This window comes from Streptomyces sp. Je 1-79 (assembly GCF_025195125.1).
Taxonomy (GTDB): Bacteria; Actinomycetota; Actinomycetes; order Streptomycetales; family Streptomycetaceae; genus Streptomyces.
Map to the genome: position 1 here is coordinate 200,370 of NZ_JAMGSL010000007.1, position 18,536 is coordinate 218,905.

Annotated in this window: 15 protein-coding genes; 6 read left to right on the plus strand and 9 right to left on the minus strand. The window is 71.3% G+C overall.

Translation table 11 applies throughout. From position 1 onward, the window contains the following. Positions 1-280: 280 nt before the first annotated feature. From nhaA to M5362_RS16095, 4 genes are all read right to left on the minus strand, one after another. Positions 281-1,585, minus strand: a complete 1,305-nt coding sequence (nhaA, locus tag M5362_RS16080) for a Na+/H+ antiporter NhaA (protein ID WP_260228222.1) — start codon at positions 1,583-1,585, stop codon at positions 281-283. Positions 1,586-2,057: 472 nt separating this feature from the next. Beyond that, complete coding sequence (locus M5362_RS16085) at positions 2,058-3,167, minus strand: SPFH domain-containing protein (protein ID WP_260228223.1); 1,110 nt, start codon at positions 3,165-3,167, stop codon at positions 2,058-2,060. Positions 3,168-3,196: 29 nt separating this feature from the next. After that, positions 3,197-3,634: an NfeD family protein gene (locus M5362_RS16090; protein WP_260228224.1), complete on the minus strand. Its 438-nt coding sequence runs from the start codon at positions 3,632-3,634 to the stop codon at positions 3,197-3,199. 247 nt (positions 3,635-3,881) lie between these two features. Further along, entirely contained in the window at positions 3,882-4,592 is a 711-nt protein-coding gene (locus tag M5362_RS16095) for a TipAS antibiotic-recognition domain-containing protein (RefSeq protein WP_374214475.1), read from the minus strand. Positions 4,593-4,905: 313 nt separating this feature from the next. On the opposite strand from M5362_RS16095, the gene M5362_RS16100 reads away from it, so the two are divergent. The 4 genes from M5362_RS16100 (at position 4,906) to M5362_RS16115 (ending at position 9,479) form a co-directional block, all read left to right on the plus strand. Further along, positions 4,906-6,006 (plus strand): protein kinase, encoded by a 1,101-nt coding sequence (locus M5362_RS16100; protein WP_374214484.1) that lies wholly within the window; start codon positions 4,906-4,908, stop codon positions 6,004-6,006. A 92-nt stretch (positions 6,007-6,098) separates the two neighbouring features. Further along, the gene (locus tag M5362_RS16105) at positions 6,099-6,830 is read left to right on the plus strand and encodes a TetR/AcrR family transcriptional regulator (RefSeq protein WP_260228228.1); all 732 of its coding nucleotides are present in this window, start codon (positions 6,099-6,101) and stop codon (positions 6,828-6,830) included. 409 nt (positions 6,831-7,239) lie between these two features. Further along, positions 7,240-7,863, plus strand: a complete 624-nt coding sequence (locus tag M5362_RS33160; protein WP_308354877.1) for a DUF485 domain-containing protein — start codon at positions 7,240-7,242, stop codon at positions 7,861-7,863. Further along, positions 7,860-9,479 (plus strand): cation acetate symporter, encoded by a 1,620-nt coding sequence (locus tag M5362_RS16115; protein WP_260228229.1) that lies wholly within the window; start codon positions 7,860-7,862, stop codon positions 9,477-9,479. Before M5362_RS33160 ends, M5362_RS16115 begins: the two co-directional genes overlap by 4 nt. 387 nt (positions 9,480-9,866) lie before the next feature. Here the strand turns inward: M5362_RS16115 and M5362_RS16120 are convergent, their stop codons facing one another. After that, positions 9,867-10,871 carry a YdcF family protein gene (locus M5362_RS16120; RefSeq protein ID WP_260228230.1) on the minus strand — a complete coding sequence of 335 codons (1,005 nt, stop codon included), beginning with the start codon at positions 10,869-10,871 and terminating at the stop codon, positions 9,867-9,869. A gap of 300 nt (positions 10,872-11,171) precedes the next feature. On the opposite strand from M5362_RS16120, the gene M5362_RS16125 reads away from it, so the two are divergent. Together M5362_RS16125 and M5362_RS16130 are read left to right on the plus strand one after the other, a co-directional pair. Continuing rightward, positions 11,172-13,004 (plus strand): prolyl oligopeptidase family serine peptidase, encoded by a 1,833-nt coding sequence (locus M5362_RS16125; RefSeq protein WP_260228231.1) that lies wholly within the window; start codon positions 11,172-11,174, stop codon positions 13,002-13,004. Between the two features lie 22 nt (positions 13,005-13,026). Then, complete coding sequence (locus M5362_RS16130; RefSeq protein ID WP_260228232.1) at positions 13,027-13,767, plus strand: SURF1 family protein; 741 nt, start codon at positions 13,027-13,029, stop codon at positions 13,765-13,767. Positions 13,768-13,780: 13 nt separating this feature from the next. On the opposite strand, the gene M5362_RS16135 is transcribed toward M5362_RS16130, so the two are convergent. The 4 genes from M5362_RS16135 to M5362_RS16150 all read right to left on the minus strand — a co-directional run bounded on the left by M5362_RS16135 (position 13,781) and on the right by M5362_RS16150 (position 18,318). Continuing rightward, positions 13,781-14,980, minus strand: a complete 1,200-nt coding sequence (locus M5362_RS16135; protein WP_260228233.1) for a hypothetical protein — start codon at positions 14,978-14,980, stop codon at positions 13,781-13,783. Further along, positions 14,977-15,564, minus strand: a complete 588-nt coding sequence (locus tag M5362_RS16140; RefSeq protein ID WP_261366065.1) for a SigE family RNA polymerase sigma factor — start codon at positions 15,562-15,564, stop codon at positions 14,977-14,979. The genes M5362_RS16135 and M5362_RS16140 overlap by 4 nt, the downstream gene beginning before the upstream one ends. 415 nt (positions 15,565-15,979) lie before the next feature. Next, entirely contained in the window at positions 15,980-17,050 is a 1,071-nt protein-coding gene (locus tag M5362_RS16145) for an aspartate-semialdehyde dehydrogenase (protein WP_260228235.1), read from the minus strand. After that, positions 17,047-18,318, minus strand: coding sequence for an aspartate kinase (locus tag M5362_RS16150; RefSeq protein ID WP_260228236.1), 1,272 nt, complete (start codon positions 18,316-18,318; stop codon positions 17,047-17,049). The genes M5362_RS16145 and M5362_RS16150 overlap by 4 nt, the downstream gene beginning before the upstream one ends. Between the last annotated feature and the right edge of the window lie 218 nt (positions 18,319-18,536).

Genomic DNA, 18,536 nt, shown 5'->3' on the forward strand with positions numbered 1-18,536 from the left:
GCGGGCGGGTACGGGCCGCCTCCTGGGGTGCCTTCTTCAGGTACCAACCGGAGACCGGCCGCCCGCCTGACGGCTCGGGTTGTCGAGGCGGGGTGGGAGTTGGGAGTGAGTCGTGGGAGCTGCGGGCGCTGTTGCTCACACACTGAGCAATTGGAGGACCCCTTCACCGTTCGGGGTCTCGGGCTATGAGTGCCCTGCACGCCCGGCTCAGAGCAACGAGCTCCGACATCGTGCGCGACGCAGCGCCTTCCTCGCAGGGCCGCGGGCGCGCCCTCCGTGTTCACCTCGCGCTGCCCGCTCGCCTGCCGCCCTGGTAGATGTCCGGGATGCCGTCGGCGTCGTCGTCGCGTTCCTCGTCTTCGTACAGGCGCTTGTAGACGCGGTTGCGGCGGCGTAGGAGGACGGTGGCGAGGGCGGCGGCGGTCAGGGAGCCGATGAGGACGGCGGCCTTGATGTGTTCGGCTTCGGTCGGGTCGGGGAAGGCGAGTTCGCCGATGAGGAGGGCGACCGTGAAGCCGATCCCCGCGAGTGTCGCGAGGCCGAACACGTCGGCCCAGGCCAGGTCGGGGTTGAGCTGCGCTCTGGTGAAGCGGGCGGCGAGGTAGGTGCCGAGGAAGATGCCGAGGATCTTGCCGACGACGAGGCCGACGACGACGCCGAGGGGTTCGGGGGCGGTGAACACCCCGGTCAGCGCGTCCCCGGAGACCGTGACGCCGGCGGCGAAGAGCGCGAAGAGAGGGACGGCGACACCCGCCGAGACGGGGTGGACGAGGTGCGAGACCCGCGCGCCCGGGGAGGCCTTCTCCCCCTTGTCGCGGGTGGTGCGCAGGATCAGGCCCATGGCGACGCCCGCGACGGTGGCGTGGACGCCGGAGTTGTACATCAGCGCCCACGTCGCGATGGAGAGCGGCGCGTACCACCACCAGCCGCGTACCCGGAGGCGCTGGAGGGCGTAGAAGAGGACCAGGCCGGCGAAAGCCCCGCCCAGCGCCCGGAAGTCGAGGTCCGAGGTGAAGAAGATCGCGATGATGAGGATCGCGCCGAGGTCGTCCACGACGGCCAGCGTGAGCAGGAACGCCCGGAGCGCGGACGGCAGATGGGTGCTGATGACCGCCAGGACGGCGAGCGCGAAGGCGATGTCGGTGGCCATTGGGACGGCCCAGCCGTCGAGGTTCCCGCCGCCTGAAGCGGTCACGAGGAGGGAGAGCGTCGCTGGGACCGCCATGCCGCACAGGGCCGCGACGATGGGGAGGGCGGCGGTGGCGGGGGTGCGCAGCTCGCCGACGACGAGTTCGCGCTTCAGCTCGATTCCCGCGACGAGGAAGAAGACCGCGAGCAGTCCGTCGGCCGTCCAGTGCCCGACCGACAGGTCCAGGCCCAGCGCGGGTACGCCGAAGTGGAAGTCGCGGACGGACTCGTAGGCGGCGCTCCACGGGCTGTTCGCCCACACCAGCGCGACGACGGCAGCCGCGAGCAGGACGAGACCCCCGACGGTCTCCGTACGCAGCGCCTCCGCGATGGCCTGGCGCTCCGGCCAGGGCAGGAGACCGAAGACGGTGTTGCGCCGCGGGCGTGCCTCGGTCATGGGGGAAGGGCCTCCGGGGGATGTCGACGGATGGGCACACAGACCCTCGGACGCCGACCAGACTTCCCGGCACACCAGCATCACGTTGATGCGTCCTTAACACCCTATCCGGTGGCCGGGAGCCTCACCAGGGCGTCTCTCACCTGCGAAAACGAGTGAGGGGGCGATGGCGGTCGAAACGACCGCCGTCATGAGTCGGGGCTCCTGCTCGGCGTCGGCCTGCTCGCGCTGGGCGCGCGTGAGCGGCATCAAGACGCGTAAAGACTGCCGGGCTCCGGCAGTGAACTCCCGTGCGGCCAGGTGGGAGCATCCGGCGACGGCAGAGGTGGCACCGCATCCGCGTGCGATTCTGCCGAGCCGCTCGCCGCCGTCGACAAGATGACCGCCATCTCCACCGACGGCGCGAGCCGGTTGACCCGCACCGTCACCGACAACGTCGCCCAGGGCATGGCCCGGGCTTCGCCGGCGGCGCTCAACCGCCTGGCGGCTGCTCGCGGCCCGGCAGCTGGGCCGCTCTCGCCGCCTCGGCCTCGGCCTTCGCGTCGCTCACGACGGCATCGGCCTGCTTCGCGACCTCATCGGCGGCCGCGGCAGCGTCGAGCGAGAACGGCGAGCCTGCCTCCAGCTCCGGCGCCGCGCCTTCGTCCGGCGCGCCGTCGGCATCGGTGGTGGTCGCTTCCTCCGGTGGCGCCGATGCGGGAAGACCCATCGTCGACTGATCGCCGAATGCGTGGGTGACGGCGCGAACCGCCTCGGTCAGCTCCCCCGGGATCACCCAGAACGTGTTGTTGTCGCTCTTCGCCAGGTGCGGAAGCGTCTCGAGATACTTGTACGCGAGAATCTTCGGGTCGGCATTGTTGCGATGGACGGCCTGGAAAACGCGCTCCACGGCTTTCGCCTCGCCGTCCGCCCGCAAGATCATGGCTTGTTGCGTGCCCTGTGCTTCCAGGATGTCCTTCTGCTTCGTGCCCTCCGCGGTGAGGATCTTGGCCTGCCGCTCGCCTTCGGCGTGCAGGATGGCCGCGCGCTTGTCGCGCTCGGCCCGCATCTGCTTCTCCATCGCCTCTTTGATCGTGTGCGGCGGATCGATGGCCTTGATCTCGACGCGGTTGACCCGGATGCCCCACTTGCCCGTGGCGTCGTCGAGGACGGTGCGGAGCCGGGTGTTGATCTCCTCGCGTGAGGTGAGCGTCTGCTCCAGGTCCATGGAGCCGATCACGTTCCGCAGCGTGGTCACGGTGAGCTGATCGATCGCGTGCAGGTAGTCGGCGACCTCGTAGGCCGCCGCCCGCGGGTCGGTGATCTGGTAGTAGAGCACGGTGTCGATGTTCACCACGAGGTTGTCCTCGGTGATCACCGGCTTGGGCTCCGACGAATACACCTGCTCACGCACGTCGAGTTTGGTGTTGACACGGTCCGCGACCGGCAGGACGAAATTCAGCCCGGGTTGCAGCGTGCGCCGGTATCGGCCGAACCGCTCGATGTTGTAACGGCGCGCCTGCGGAACGATCCGCACCGTGGCAGCCACGAGAAAGACAACAACAATCGCCGCCACAAGAATCGGGATGACAATCGGGTCCACAATTCCTCCGCTGGGACGTGTTCAGCCGTTCACGGAAGCAGTTCGCGGGGATAGACGACGGCCGTGGCACCTTCGATCTCCATGACATCGACCAGCGCTCCCACCGGGATCACATGGCTTTCGTCGAGTGAGCGGGCGGACCAGTCCTCACCGGAGATCTTGATCAGGCCGCGTGTCGCGGTGACCTCCTGCATGACCTCGGCCCGCTTGCCGATCAGCGCATCGCTGCCCTCACGTGTGAGGGGTTGCTGTGCCATGTGCCGCAGCGCGACAGGGCGGACGACGACGAGAGCCGCCGCAGCAGCCACCCCGAGCGCGACGAGCTGGCCGAGAAGGCCGATGCCCGCACCGGCGACCACGGCGGCGACCAGTGCAGCGCCCGCCAGCAGACCGAAAACCAGCGTCAGGGTGAAAAACTCCGCGACACCGAGCGCCGCGGCGGCAAGCAGCCATACGAACCACGGCATCGAATCAGCCTCCCTCAGGGGACTTATCCACCAATTTACCCAGCCAGAACCAGGACAGAACCGGCTTTTCCCATCCCGTCTGTCATCAGGGCGCCGACGGCGACAGAGGCGCCGAGGCAGCACCGCCCGCGTTGCCCGGCGGGCAGGAGGCCATCGCGCAACCGCCGTCACGCCACCGCCATCGCGCAACCGCCATCGCGCAACCGCCATCGCGGGCCGGCCCCCGTGGTGGCGGTTGCGCTCTCCCTCAGTGCAGCCTGGCGGTGGCGTACGACTCGATGGCGTCGCGCTGGAACGCGGCCAGCCCCGGGGCGATCGTCTCGTAGGCGGTGCGCCACGCGTCGTTGTCCACACAGGAGCGTCCGATGGCCCGGTACTCCTCGGCGGAGACGGCACGCAGCCGGGCCAGCGCCCGGTACTGGGCGTCGATCTCGGCCTGTACGGGATCGGCGTCGGCCGTGTTGCCCGCGGCCATGAGTTCGGCCAGCCGGATCATCTGCGCGGTGCGCTCACGGTGCCCGGCGTCGGCATCGGCCTGACTCATGGCGGCAGCGCGCCGTCCGACCTCCTCGGCGAGTTCGGGGAACTCGGACATGTTCTCCGCGTACTGGGAGGGCTGGACGCCCTCGAACAGGTTCTCCGGCCGGTTGATGGTCATGGGGTTGCCGTCCTTCCTGGACTGCTCCAGTTCGGCGATCGTGCGGGAGACCGTGCCGGCCAGGGCATCGAGCCGGTCCCGCTCCGCGAGCAGCCGCCGGTGGTGGCCCCGCAGGGCATCCACCTCGTCGACCTGCTCGGACAGGATCCGGCCGATCACCGGCAGCCCGACGCCCAGCGCCCGCAGCACGAGGATCTGTTGCAACAGCAGAAGCTGGTGCTCGTCGTAGTAGCGGTGACCGTTGGCGCAGGTCACGACCGTAGGAGCTGCCGCAACGGCAACTTCAACCCCGAGGACCATGTTTCTCGCACTCCGTCCGCTGCCGGAACCCCAGGCGGCGCCCCGCGCTTCGAAGTCACCCGGAGCATCAGAACGCTGCTCCCCGGCGGCACTTCTCCCGCGTCGGGACCGTCCTGGGCGCCAGACGCCGGGGCCCTCAGGTCTCACGCGCCCCCGTGGAGCCGGGGCGTGTGCAGGAAGTCGATCAAGCGGCTCTACCCTGTTACGGCATCGGTGCCGGACGGCGGAGTACGGCGACGCGTGCTCCTCTCAGGTTGTCGACCGTCGAAAGGCTGGGTCTCAGGTGCTGATCGCGGACCGATATCGGCTCCACGTGTGTGTCGGCCGTGGTGGCATGGGCGAGGTGTGGCAGGCCACCGACGAGGTGCTCGGCCGGTCCGTGGCCGTGAAGTTGATGCTGGGGCACGAGACCGACCCCTCCGCGGCCGACCGGTTCCGGCTGGAGGCGAAGACCGCGGCGCGGCTGAGCCATCCGCATGTGGTCGGCGTCTTCGACTTCGGTACGTGGGACGGAAAGCTGTTCCTCGTCATGGAGTTGGTCGAGGGGTCCAGCCTCGCCTCCGACCCCGGGGCGCCGCCCCTGGTGCTGCCGGCGGAGCGGGTGGCCGTCGTGGCCGCCCATGCCGCCGCGGGGCTCGCCGCCGCGCACCGGGAAGGTGTGGTGCACCGGGACATCAAGCCCGGGAACCTGCTGCTCGACGGCGACGGGACCGTGAAACTCGCGGACTTCGGGATCGCGCGGTTCGTCGACGACCCGTCCGCCGCGCTCACGACCACGGGCCAGATCGTCGGCACCGGCCTCTATCTCGCGCCCGAGCGCGCCCTCGGGCGGCCCGCCTCGCCGGCGTCGGACGTGTACTCCCTCGGCTGCGTGCTGTACCAACTGCTCACCGGACGGCCCCCGTTCCAGGGCGACACCGCAACCGCCCTGCTGTACCAGCACATCGACACCCCGCCCGCGCCGCCGCGGCAGCTCGGCGTGGGGCTGCCCGCCGCGTTCGAGGCCTACCTCCTCACGCTGCTGGCGAAGGAGCCGGAGCAGAGACCCCCGGCCCAGGCGATCGCGGACTGGTTCACCTCGGGCGCGTGGCGCGAGCACCCGCAGCCCCCGCACCGGCCCGTACCGCACCGGCAGGCCCCTCACCCGGCGCCCCGGAGCCAGCCCCGGTCCCAGACGCGCTCCCAGTCCCGGACCCAGCCGCGTTCCCAGACGCGCTCCCAGTCCCGGACACAGCCGCGGCCTCAGCCCCTGCCCCAGACCGGGTCCCGGGCCGTCGCGCCCCGGCGGCAGGCGCGCAGCGGCGAGAGCGGCCTCGCGGCCCTCTCCCGCCGGCGCCCCCGGAAGACCGCGGCCGTCGCCGGCGGCATAGCCTTCGTGGTCTTCCTGCTGATCGGCATGGCCTGGCTGTCGTGAGACGCCGGAGGCGGCCATACGCCGGACGGGTTGCGACGGACGGGTTGCGACGGAATTGAACGCCGTGCAAGTCGCTCGGTTACCCTGGAGCCATGGCGCGTGAGACCTTGACCCGGGACCAGATCGTCCGAGCCGCCGTCGAGCTGCTCGACAGCGAGGGCATCGACGGCCTGAGCATGCGCAAGCTCGGGCAGCGGCTCGGTTCGGCGGCGACGGCCATGTACTGGCACGTCGGCAGCAAGGAGAGCCTCATCGTCCTCGCGGGCGACGCCGCGTGGAGCGAGCTGTCGTTTCTCGACCCGGCCGAGGTGGGGTGGCGCGCCGCCGCCCGCGCGCTGGTCCACGACACGTACACGCTCGGCAAGCGCCACCCCTGGCTGGTCCCGGCCATCAGCTCGCACTACGTCTACGGCCCCGGCATGGCCCGCTTCCAGGACCACTCCTGCGCGATCTACGAAGCGGCCGGCTTCGAGGGCTGGGAGCTCGACTGGGCCGTCAACTCCGCCTTCACCTTCGTGGCCGGCACCCTGCTCGTCGACGCGACCGAGGCCTCGATCGCCACCGCGCAGGTCCCGCGGGGCAAGGGCGACGAGGGCAAGCCGGCGCAGAGCGTCACCGACTGGGCGTACGGGATCGCCGCCCGCTACCCCCGGCTGCGCGCCCGCATGGAGGCCCAGCAGGGCGCCGACCCCGCCGCGATGATGAGCGAGAAGTTCGAGTTCGGCGTCGAGGCGATCCTCGACGGCCTCGAAGCCCGCCTGGGCGAGCGCGCACCCGGTACGTCGGACCGCACCTCGGACCGCGCGGAGAACCGGCCGGCCTAGGGGTGCCCCCGAGGCGCGACCGACGCGAGCGCCAGGCCCGGCACGCAGGCGGGCGGAGACCGGGGCGGAGGCGTTCCTGCCATCGGCGGCAGGCCAGGCCGATCGGGGCCGGGGGCAGCGGAGGGCATCCACCCGGCCACATCGTCGGCCCGTCCGGCGCATTCGCCGGACCCGGTCGCGCCGAGCGGTCTGCCCGGCCTCATGGGCGGCCCGAGACTCACCCGTGACCTGCGGAAAGATCCACAACGGGGGTTACCGCGGGTTCCGTCGCCACGCGCACAGGATCGTCACCGAACCGACATACCGAGCGGTCGGAAACCCCTTACGCGAGGGCTATACCCATGAGTAACGTACGCGGACCCCGCCAGCGCCACCCGCCCGTTCCCCGGGGCGGCAAGGAGCAAGATCGATGTCGTACCACCAGCCTTTCCCCGGTCCACCGCCCGTACCGCAGCACCAGAATGCCGGGCGGCACCGCCAAGAGGCGGCGTCGCAGTCCTGGGAGGGTGGATCGCCGTCCTGGGACACCGATCCGCAGGCAGCCTGGGACTCGTCCCCACGAGCCTGGGACTCGTCCCCGCGAGCGTGGGACTCCTCGCCGCAGGGCTGGGACTCCGCGCAGCAGCCCTGGGACGCGTCCCCGCAGCCGCAACCGCCCGCAGCCACCGACAATCGTGATGATCTGCACCGGCTCGGATCGGCCTACCGCAGGCTCCGCCGCGTCGCCACCTTCACCGCGCTCGGCTACTTCGTCATCTTCCTGTTCCTGTCCGGCTACGCCCCCTCGATGATGACCGGCAACCTCACCGGTGGTCTCACCACCGGCCTGGTCCTGGGGCTCCTCCAGCTGCCCGTGGCGCTGGCTGCGATCGCGCTGTACGAGCGGATCGCGCGCAACCGCGTCGACCCGCTCGCCGCGGCGATCCGCGAACGCGCCGAGCAGGCGGCCGCGGCAGCCGCCCCCCGGCCAGAACGCCAGAGCCGCTCCGGACGTCCCGTGTGGCAGCAGCCCACCGGAGGTGCGCGCGCATGACCAGCTTCGGCTCCGGGGCCCAGACCATGTCGCTGATGGCGTTCATCGCGGTCATCACGGTCACGCTGCTGCTGTGCGTGATGACCGGCCCCGACCGCGACGACCTGGGCGAGTTCTACACCGGCTACCGCTCGCTCTCCCCCGTGCAGAGCGGCCTCGCGATCGCCGGCGACTACATCTCCGCCGGCACCGTGCTCGGCACCATCGGCATCATCGCGCTCGTCGGCTACGACGGCATCACGCTCGCCCTGAGCACCGTGCTCTCGCTGGTCCTGATGATGTTCCTGCTCGCCGAACCGCTGCGTAACGCCGGCCGGTTCACGATCGGCGACGTCTTCACCCGGCGTCTCCCCGGCCCCGCCGTGCGGATCACCACGGCCGCGGTCACCCTGACCGCACTGCTGCCGCTGGTGGTCTTCCAGCTCGCGGGCGCCGGCGATCTCCTCTCCGTCGTCCTCGGCTTCGACGCCGACGGCTTCAAGACCGGGGCGATCGTGTTCCTGGGCCTGCTGATGATCGCGTACGCGGCGATCGGCGGCATGAAGGGCACCGCCTTCATCCAGATCGTCAAGACCGTCGTCCTGCTCGGCGCGTCCCTCGCGATCGCCGCGCTCATCCTCAACCGCTTCGACTTCAGCCTGCCCTCCCTGCTGGACGCCGCCAAGCGCGGCAGCGGGGCGGGAGACGCCTATCTCGCCTCCGGCCTGCAGTTCGGCGGCAACGAACTCGACATGATCAGCACTCAGTTGACGGTCGTGCTCGGCGCCGCGGTGCTGCCGCAGATCACCATGCGCATGTTCACCGCGCGCAGCGCGGCAGCCGTGCGGCGCTCGATGTCCTGGGCCGTGTCGACCGTCGTCGTGACCTGTCTGCTGATCGCCGTCATCGGCTTCGGCGCGGCGGCGATCGTCGGCCACCAGGGGATCGTCGCCGGCGACCCGCAGGGCAAGACAGCGTTCCTCATGGTCAGCCAGGCCGTCATGGGCACGGACCAGTCGACCGTCGAGACACTGCTGTTCACGGCCGTGGCGACAGCCATCTTCCTCACCCTGCTGGCCTCGGTCGCCGGGATCACCCTCGCCTGCGCCAACACCCTGGCGCACGACCTCATCACGCACGGGCTGCGCCGCAAGGCGCAGCTGAAGGCCTCCGCAGAGATGGTCATCGCCCGGTCCGCCGCGGCGGGCGTCGGGCTCGTGGCGATCGCGATCGCCGCCGGTGCACGGCATCTGAACCTTCAGGCACTGCTCACCCTGTCGTTCTGCATCGGCGCGTCCGCGGTCGCACCGGCCCTCATCTACAGCCTCTTCTGGCGCCGCTACTCCCGTACGGGACTGCTCTGCACCCTCATCGTGGGCAGCGCCTCCGCGTTCATCCTCATGACCGGCAGCAACCTGGTGTCCGGGTCGCCCCAGGCGATCTTCCCGGACCAGGACTTCAACTGGTTCCCGTTCACCACGTCGGGCATCCTCTCGGCCCCGCTGGGCTTCCTCGCGGGCTGGCTCGGCACGGTGCTCCACGAACGTGACCCGGCCGACCAGCGCATGCGGTACGAAGCGGTGGAGGAGACGATCCTGGCCGGCACACCCGCGCCGAACAGCACCTCCGCGTCCTGACGCGCACGCCCCGACGAAAGGGCGCCCGGCCTGAGGTTCCAGGCCGGGCGCCCTTTCGGCTGTCCCGAGATGCCTAGAGCCTCTCTCGAAAGACCCCAGGGAGCCCCGAGGCGCAACCGGCCGTCCCAGGGGGCACCCCCGCGGCGTCCCTAGGGGTGCCCCCGTGGCCCGTTGACCCGAACGGGGTCCCCCAGGTGGCCCCGTGGCCCGCCGTCCGGTCCCCTGGTGACATGCACCCCCTCCGGACAGCCGCCGAGGCGGCGGCAACCGTTCCCCCCGAAGTCGTCTCCGACTCCGGCCCGTCCCTGCTCGCCCTCGGGCTCGGCGCCGCCGCCGTCGCCGGAGCGGTCGGCACCGCCGTCGTCCGCAGCCGGCTGTCGAAGACGGTCAGCGGCTCGCCCACGCGAGCACCCCGAGCAGGATCAGCGTCAGACAGACCCCGAGGTTGAGCACCTTGTAGTGCACGAAGACCGCCGCGAACTCGCGGATGGTCGCGGTCGGCCAGAAGTACGCCGCCGTCGGGGAGCCGACGACCTGGCCGTTCACCCCGGCCCGACGGGCCGTCAGGGAGGCCCGGAAGGCGTGGAAGTTGTTGGTCACGATCACGCACTCCGCGCCCGGGAGGACCTCCTCCATCAGCTCCCGGCTGAAGAGCATGTTCTCCTCGGTGGTCCGTGAGCGGTCCTCGCGCAGGATCCGGTCCTCCGGGAAGCCGCGCTCCACGAGGTACTCCGCCATCGCGTGCGACTCGGGCACCTCCTCGTCCGGCCCCTGCCCGCCCGAAGTGATCAGGACCGGCGGCCGCCCGCGCGCGGCGAGCGATCCGTACACCTCACGCCCGCGCTCCAGCCTGCTCGCCAGCAGCGGCGGGACGCGTCGCCCGCCGATCAGACCGGAGCCGAGTACGACCACGAAGTCCGCGTCGCCGTGCAGCGGCATCCGTCCGTACAGGAAGGCGTAGCCGACGAAGCAGACGAAGAGGAAGGAGACGTAGCCGAGCACCAGCAGGGTCGTGACGGCGATCAGACCCAGCGTCGGGGAGCCGGTGACCGCGGCCGCCACCGTCAGGCCCATCACACCGAACATGCCGAGGCCGGCGAGGAGCGAGAGCAGGTTGGCGGGCTGCCTGCCCTCCTTGCGGACCATCTTCACGCCGTTCGCGCACAGCAGGCCGGCCAGGACGACCGGGCCGAGGCCGAGGCCGAGCAGCGCGACGATCATCGCCGTCTCGGTGACGCCCGGCGGCGCGCTGTCGATCCCCACGAGCAGGGCGAGGCCGAGGAAGGTGACGGCGAGACCGAGGAACACGGCGTTGCTGAAGCGCCGGGGGTCCCGCACCACACCGACGCCGAAGAACGCGAGGAAGACGGCGGCCACTGCCAAGGCGGTCATCGCGCCATCGTAGGCAGCGGGAGCCCGCTCCGTCCCTGCCGTTTCCGAACCGGATCCCGGACGATGGCGGCCATGGAGTTCGCCGTGTTCGTGACGCTGCCCGGGCTGGTCCACCTGGCGGGCGGCCACGGGCGCGGCGACCCGGTTGGGGGCCGCGCGGCGACCCGGTTGGGGGCCGCGCCGTGATCCGCGTAGGCGTCCGCCCGGTGATCCCGATGGGCGGCGGGCGAGGCCGGTAGCCGTCCAAGTTATCCACAGGCTGCGGACGAGGCGAACGGATTGTCGGCCGACCGGAGCATGATGGGGGCCATGACCGAGAGCAACGAGATCACCGAAACCCCCGACGTCCCGGCCTGGGAGCAGCGCTTCCGGGCACCCCGCGTCTCCCTGCCCGAGTGGGCCGAGGAGGCGCCGGACCGTTCGCTGTTCGTCTCCAACGCGACGGGGACGTACGAGCTGTACGCCTGGGACCGGGCGAGCGGCGCGCAGCGGCAGGTCACGGACCGGCCGAACGGGACGACGGACGGCACGCTGTCCCCGGACGGCCGGTGGATCTGGTGGTTCTCGGACAAGGACGGGGACGAGTTCGGGGTGTGGATGCGCCAGCGGTTCGACGGCGGCGCCGACGAGCCCGCGGTGCCGGACCTCGCCCCCTCGTATCCGGCGGGGCTCGCGATCGGCCGGGAGGGCACGGTGGTCGTCGGGCGGTCGACGGACGAGGAGGGTTCGACGATCCATCTCGTACGGGGCGGGGCGGCGCCCGTCGAGATCTACCGGCACCGGGAGTCGGCCGGCGTGGGCGACCTCTCGCACGACGGCTCGCTGATCGCCATCGAGCACACCGAGCACGGCGACGCCATGCACTCGGCCCTGCGGGTGCTGCGCGCCGGCGACTCCTCGGTGGTGGCCGAGCTGGACGACTCCAAGGGCGGCACGAAGGAGCTGGGCCTGGCGGTGCTGGGCTTCGCGCCGGTGGACGGGGACACCCGGCTGCTGGTCGGGCACCAGCGGCGGGGCCGCTGGGAGCCGCTGCTGTGGGACGTGACGACGGGCCGCGAGACCGACCTCCGGCTCGACCTGCCGGGCGACGTGTCGGCGGAGTGGTACGCGGACGGCACGGGCCTGCTGATCGTGCACAGCTTCGAGGCGCGCAGCGAGCTGTGGCGGTACGACATCGCGACGGGCGCGCTGGTGCGGGTGGAGACCCCGGCGGGGTCGGTGTCGGAGGCCACGACCCGTCCGGACGGCAGCGTGGAGTACCTGTGGTCGTCGGCCGCCGAGCCGCCGCAGGTGCGCTCGACGGACGGCGGGGTCGTCCTCGACCCTCCGGGGCTGCGGGCGCCCGGGTCGGTGCCGGTGGAGGACGTGTGGGTGGAGGGCCCCGGCGGCCGCATCCACGCCCTCGTGCAGCGGCCGGCGGAGGGCGAGGGGCCCTTCCCGACGATCTTCGAGGTGCACGGCGGGCCTGCCTGGCACGACAGCGACGCGTTCGCCTCGGGCCCGGCGGCCTGGCTCGACCACGGCTACGCGGTGGTCCGGGTCAACTACCGCGGTTCGACGGGGTACGGCCGGGAGTGGACGGACGCGCTCAAGCACCGGGTCGGCCTGATCGAGCTGGAGGACGTCGCCGCGGTCCGCGAGTGGGCGGTCGCCTCGGGGCTCGCCGACCCGGCCAGGCTGGTCCTGTCCGGCGGCTCGTGGGGCGGCTATCTGACGCTCCTCGGGCTTGGCACGCAGCCGGACGCCTGGTCGGTCGGGCTCGCCGCCGTCCCGGTCGCGGACTACGTGACGGCGTACGAGGACGAGATGGAGGCCCTGAAGGCGCTGGACCGGACGCTCTTCGGCGGCTCGCCGGATGAGGTGCCGGACCGCTTCGAGGCCTCGTCGCCGCTGACGTACGTGGACCGGGTCACCGTTCCGGTGTACATCTCGGCGGGCGTCAACGATCCGCGCTGTCCGATCCGCCAGATCGACAACTACGTGGACCGGCTCGGCGCCCGGGGCGCGGTCCACGAGGTGTACCGGTACGACGCGGGGCACGGCTCCCTGGTGGTGGAGGAGCGGATCAAGCAGGTCCGCCTTGAGCTGGCCTTCGCCGCGCGGCACCTGGGGACCCGGCCGGTGGAGGGGTGAGGCGGCTGCGTACCGTGGAGGGGTGTACCGGTTCCTGAGAACGCCCCGCTGGTGGGGGATCAACGTCTTCGTCCTGCTGGCGATCCCGTTCTGCCTCTTCATGGGGACCTGGCAGATGGGGAAGTTCGAGGACCGCGTCGACACCCACCGGGAGGCGGAGCGGGCCCCGGACCCGGCCACGCTGAGGACCGAGCCGCTGGACACGCTGCTGCCGGTAAACAAGGAGACCTCGGGCCGGCACGCGGAAGCGAGCGGCCGGTACGGGGAGCAGTTCCTGGTGCCGGACCGTGAGCTGGACGGCCGCGCGGGCGCGTACGTCCTGACGCTGCTGAAGACGGACGGCGGCAAGTCGCTGCCCGTCGTACGGGGCTGGCTGCCCGCCGGCGCGAAGGCCCCGGCCCCGCCGTCGGGCGAGGTCACCGTGGTCGGCGCCCTCCAGGCGTCCGAGAACGCGGGGACCAAGGGCGTCCGGGCGGCGGGCGGGCTCCCCGAGGGCCAGCTCTCCATGATCAGCGCGGGGTCCCTGGTCAACGTGGTCTCCGACGACGTCTACGACGCGTGGGTCACGCTCACCGACTCCCCCGCCGGGCTGACCCCCGTCCCGGCGGCGGCAGCGGCGGGCACGTCGCTGGACCTGAAGGCGTTCCAGAACCTCGGCTACACGGCCGAGTGGTTCGTCTTCGCGGGCTTCGTCGTCTTCATGTGGTTCCGCCTCCTGCGCCGCGAGGTGGAGACCCGCCGCGACGAGGCCCTGGGCCTCTAGGGCGAAACACGCCCTAGGAGGCGTCCAGGACGCCCGTGCGGTAGATGGTGCCCGCGCACGCGTTGGGGATCGTCGTGGCCGCCTGAGGGCCGCCGGGCTCGGCCGTGTGGCTGACCGAGACGCTGCCGTCGGCGGGCGTCCCGTCCAGAACGAACTGCGGCGCCGTCCCCTCGACCGTCTCACCGTTGCCGGTCGAGCCCGAGCCGCCCGACGCCGCGCCCTCGCCGTCCTTCGTCGGACTCGGGGTCGGCTCGGGGCTCGGGGTCGGTTCCGGGTCCGGGGTCGGCTCGGGGTCCGGGGTGCCGGTGGTCGGGCACGTCTCCGCGGGGACCCAGGCGAACCTCACCTCGTACGCGTTGTCCGGCCGCAGGAGCAGCGTGGGCGACTCCTGCGAGGGGTCGGGCAGGCCGCTCGCCGCGTCCCCGGGGGTGTGCGCGACGACCGAGATCCTGGACGGGTCCGCCGCCCCGAGGGCCTGGAAGCCGATGCTGCCGTCGCCGCTCACCACGCACTCCTTGCCGGAGACGTTGGCGACGCGGAACGTGCCGTAGACCTTCCCTTCGGCGTCCGGGCCACCCGCCTGCACCGAGCTGACGGCCAGCTGCGCGGCGTCGCACACCGGCGAGGAGCCGGACGGGGACTTCGAGCCGCCGCCCGTGCTCGCGTTCACGGAGTCCTTGGTGTTCCCGCCGTCGGCGCCCTGGCTCGGGGTCGCCGTGCCGGTCGGCGTACCGTCGCCGTTGCCACCGGTCTCGACACCGGTCTCGGAGCCGGTACCGCCCTGCGCCTGTTCGCCGTGGCCGGCGTTGACGGCCTGGTCGGCGGTGATGCCGCCGGAGCCGGCGACATGCACGAAGGCGGGCACGGCCGTCCCGAGCAGAACGGCGGCCGCGGCGAAGCCGACGACGGCCTGGCGCTTGCGGGTGCGCCGGGCGGGCACCGCACGGCGCAGGTGGTCGAGGGCGCCGTCGGTGGGCTGGAGGTCGCCCACGGCGCCGTGGAGCAGCCTCCTCAGCGCCAGTTCGTCGCCCTCGAAGAGCTCGTCGTGGCCGTCGGCCCGCTCGTTGTCCGGCCCGTCGTTCACAATCCCGTGTCCCATGTCGTCGCGTTCACCGTCGGGCGGTCCACTCGTACCGCCGCTGTTCGCATCGCCGGAACCCGTACCGCCGGAGCGCGTACCGCCCGAGCCCGCATCCATGCCGTCGGAGCTCATGCCGTCGCCTCCATAGCGACGCGCAGCGCCGCGATGCCACGCGAGCCGTACGCCTTCACCGAACCCAGGGATATGCCGAGCGTCTCGGCCACCTGGGCCTCCGTCATGTCCGCGAAGTACCGCAGGACCAGCACCTCGCGCTGGCGCCGCTGCAGTCCGCGCATCGCCTTGATGAGCGCGTCCCGCTCCAGCTGGTCGTACGCGCCCTCCTCCGCGCTCGCCATGTCCGGCATCGGCTTGGACAGCAGCTTGAGTCCGAGGATGCGGCGGCGCAGCGCGGAGCGGGAGAGGTTGACGACCGTCTGGCGCAGATAGGCCAGGGTCTTCTCGGGGTCCCGGACCCGTTTGCGCGCGGAGTGGACGCGGATGAACGCCTCCTGGACGATGTCCTCGCAGGAGGCGGTGTCGTCGAGGAGCAGCGCGGCGAGACCGAGCAGCGAGCGGTAGTGCGCCCGGTAGGTCTCGGTCAGATGGTCGACGGTGGTGCCCGCGGACACGATGCCTTCAGTGCTCTCGCGGGGCGAGGGGATGCCGGTCACGCCGGCCGTCCGGGTCCCTGCGGGCATGGGGGCGATCACCGGCATGCCGCCGGCCGGACGCGGTCGTCTGAGCGGGCGCACCACGGTGCCCACGGTGCCGCGTACGGGGACCGTGAGAGCGGGGACCACTGCCGTGCCGCGGAGCGGGACGACGGCTGCGATATCGAGTACCTCTGCCACGCCTGTTGGACACGCTTCCCCCCGTCAGGGTTGTACGAGTACGCCACCGTTTTTGACGGTGCACCAAATACCCTCATGCGTACCCGCTCTTCCCCAATGCCCCGTTTTTCACAGCACGTTCCGCACCACACCACATGGGTGCGCACAGAGACGCCTCCCACCCAACTACCGGTTGCGGTAAGGGTGAAGAGCATCGTCGAACATGCCGTCACCCCAGTTCAAGGGGCATGTGCCGCCGACTTGCTCACAGGTCGTTCACAGATCCTACAAAGTCGAACGATCAGGCGTCGTCGATATCCGGACGCTCCGGGCGAATGATCGACTCCGCGATCTGTACGGCGTTCAGCGCCGCGCCCTTGCGGAGGTTGTCGCCGCAGACGAAGAACTCCAGCGCGCGCTCGTCGTCCATCGACCTGCGCACGCGCCCCACCCAGACGGGGTCCGTGCCCACGACGTCGGCGGGCGTGGGGAAATCGCCCGCGGCCGGATCGTCGAAGAGCACCACACCCGGTGAGGTCGCCAGGATCTCGTGCGCCCGACCGACGCTCACCGGGCGCTCGAACCGCGCGTGCACGGAGACCGAGTGCGCGGTCACCACCGGGACACGGACGCAGGTGGCGGCGACGGGCAGCCCGGGAAGGTCGAGAACCTTCCGGGTCTCCTCGCGCAGCGACAGCTCCTCGGAGGACCAGCCGTCCTCCCGCAGCTCCCCCGACCAGGGCAGAACGTTGAGCGCGACCGGCCCGGGAAACGGCCCGGTGTCGTCGCCGACGGCCCGCCGTACGTCACCGGGGTGCGTGCCGAGCTCGGTCCCGGCCACCATGGACAGCTGCTCGCGCAGCGCGGCGACACCGGCCTGCCCGCCCGCGCTCGCGGCCTGCTGCGCGGTCACCACCAGCTCGACGACGCCGAACTCGGCGTGCAGCGCCCCCACGGCGACGATCAGCGCCAGCGTGGAGCACCCGGGGCTCGCGACGATGCCCCGGGGCCGTACGCGCGCGGCGTGCGGATTGATCTCGGGCACCACCAGCGGCACGTCCGGGTCCGACCGGAACGCCGCCGAGGTGTCCACCACGACCGCGCCCTTGGCGACGGCGATGGGCGCCCAGCGCGCCGCGATGTCCGCGGGCGCGAGGAAGAGTACGAGGTCGACGCCCTCCAGGGCGTTCTCGTCGAGCGCGAGGACCTCGGTCTCCTCGCCGCGCACGGCCAGCTTGCGGCCGGCCGAGCGCGGCGAGGCGACGAGTCGGATCTCGCCCCAGACGTCCGCGTGCTGCGTGAGCATCTGGAGCATGACCGCACCGACGGCTCCGGTCGCACCGACGACCGCGAGCGTCGGCTTGCGGGTCATCGTCCGGTGCCTCCGTAGACGACGGCCTCGTCGGAGTCGCTGTCGAGACCGAAGGCGCTGTGCACGGCGCGCACGGCCTCGTTGACGTCGTCGGCGCGGGTGACGACCGAGATGCGGATCTCAGAGGTCGAGATCAGCTCGATGTTCACACCGGCGTCGGACAGGGCGCGGAAGAAGTCGGCGGTGACGCCGGGGTTGGTCTTCATACCGGCGCCGACCAGGGAGATCTTGCCGATCTGGTCGTCGTAGCGCAGCGAGTCGAAGCCGATCGCGCCCTTCGCCTTCTCCAGGGCGTCGATGGCCTTGCGGCCCTCGGCCTTGGGGAGGGTGAAGGAGATGTCCGTCAGGCCGGTGGAGGCGGCGGACACGTTCTGCACGATCATGTCGATGTTGATCTCGGCATCCGCGACGGCGCGGAAGATGGCCGCGGCCTCGCCCGGCTTGTCCGGCACGCCAACGACGGTGATCTTCGCCTCGGAGGTGTCGTGGGCGACGCCCGAGATGATGGCCTGCTCCACCTTGCGGTCCCCTTGCGGCTCGTTGCTGACCCAGGTGCCCTGCAGCCCCGAGAAGGACGAGCGGACGTGGATCGGGATGTTGTAACGGCGTGCGTACTCGACGCACCGGTGCAGCAGCACCTTGGAGCCGGAGGCGGCGAGCTCCAGCATGTCCTCGAAGGAGATCCAGTCGATCTTCTTCGCCTTCTTCACCACGCGCGGGTCGGCCGTGAAGACGCCGTCGACGTCGGTGTAGATCTCACAGACCTCGGCGTCCAGCGCGGCGGCGAGGGCGACGGCGGTCGTGTCCGAGCCGCCGCGGCCGAGCGTGGTGATGTCCTTCTTGTCCTGGGACACACCCTGGAAGCCGGCGACGATGGCGATGTTGCCCTCGTCGAGGGCGGTGCGGATCCGGCCCGGCGTGACATCGATGATGCGCGCTTTGTTGTGGACCGAGTCGGTGATGACACCGGCCTGGCTGCCCGTGAACGACTGGGCCTCGTGGCCCAGGTTCTTGATCGCCATGGCCAGCAGGGCCATGGAGATCCGCTCTCCGGCGGTCAGCAGCATGTCGAACTCACGCCCGGCAGGGATCGGGGATACCTGCTCGGCGAGATCGATCAACTCGTCCGTCGTGTCGCCCATCGCGGAAACCACGACGACCACCTGGTGGCCGTTCTTCTTGGCATCCACGATCCGCTTGGCGACGCGCTTGATGCCTTCGGCATCGGCAACGGAGGAGCCTCCGTACTTCTGCACGACAAGGCCCACGTGCGCTCCTCGCTCAGTCTCTGCCGCAGTCATTACTGCGGTCGGCTCAGTTTAACGAGCGGTCCGGAATCGCCGACCTGATATCGCATCCTGAGATGTCCCGCTCAGGTAGTGATCACAACCGGAAGGCTCCGGACCGCCCGGTGGGATTGCCTGCCCGGGAGGAGCGGGGGTACGCGGCAACACCCCGAGATGTGCGCGGGCTCACACGCCGACCG

Coding starts and splice junctions, on each gene's coding strand:
- M5362_RS16145 (WP_260228235.1), bottom strand. CDS start 17,050: ATGACCCGCAAGCCGACGCTCGCGGTCGTCGGTGCGACCGGAGCCGTC.
- M5362_RS16125 (WP_260228231.1), top strand. CDS start 11,172: ATGGGGGCCATGACCGAGAGCAACGAGATCACCGAAACCCCCGACGTC.
- M5362_RS16095 (WP_374214475.1), bottom strand. CDS start 4,592: ATGGTCCTCGGGGTTGAAGTTGCCGTTGCGGCAGCTCCTACGGTCGTG.
- M5362_RS16115 (WP_260228229.1), top strand. CDS start 7,860: ATGACCAGCTTCGGCTCCGGGGCCCAGACCATGTCGCTGATGGCGTTC.
- M5362_RS16135 (WP_260228233.1), bottom strand. CDS start 14,980: ATGAGCTCCGACGGCATGGATGCGGGCTCGGGCGGTACGCGCTCCGGC.
- nhaA (WP_260228222.1), bottom strand. CDS start 1,585: ATGACCGAGGCACGCCCGCGGCGCAACACCGTCTTCGGTCTCCTGCCC.
- M5362_RS33160 (WP_308354877.1), top strand. CDS start 7,240: ATGTCGTACCACCAGCCTTTCCCCGGTCCACCGCCCGTACCGCAGCAC.
- M5362_RS16105 (WP_260228228.1), top strand. CDS start 6,099: ATGGCGCGTGAGACCTTGACCCGGGACCAGATCGTCCGAGCCGCCGTC.
- M5362_RS16090 (WP_260228224.1), bottom strand. CDS start 3,634: ATGCCGTGGTTCGTATGGCTGCTTGCCGCCGCGGCGCTCGGTGTCGCG.
- M5362_RS16120 (WP_260228230.1), bottom strand. CDS start 10,871: ATGACCGCCTTGGCAGTGGCCGCCGTCTTCCTCGCGTTCTTCGGCGTC.
- M5362_RS16140 (WP_261366065.1), bottom strand. CDS start 15,564: ATGCCGGTGATCGCCCCCATGCCCGCAGGGACCCGGACGGCCGGCGTG.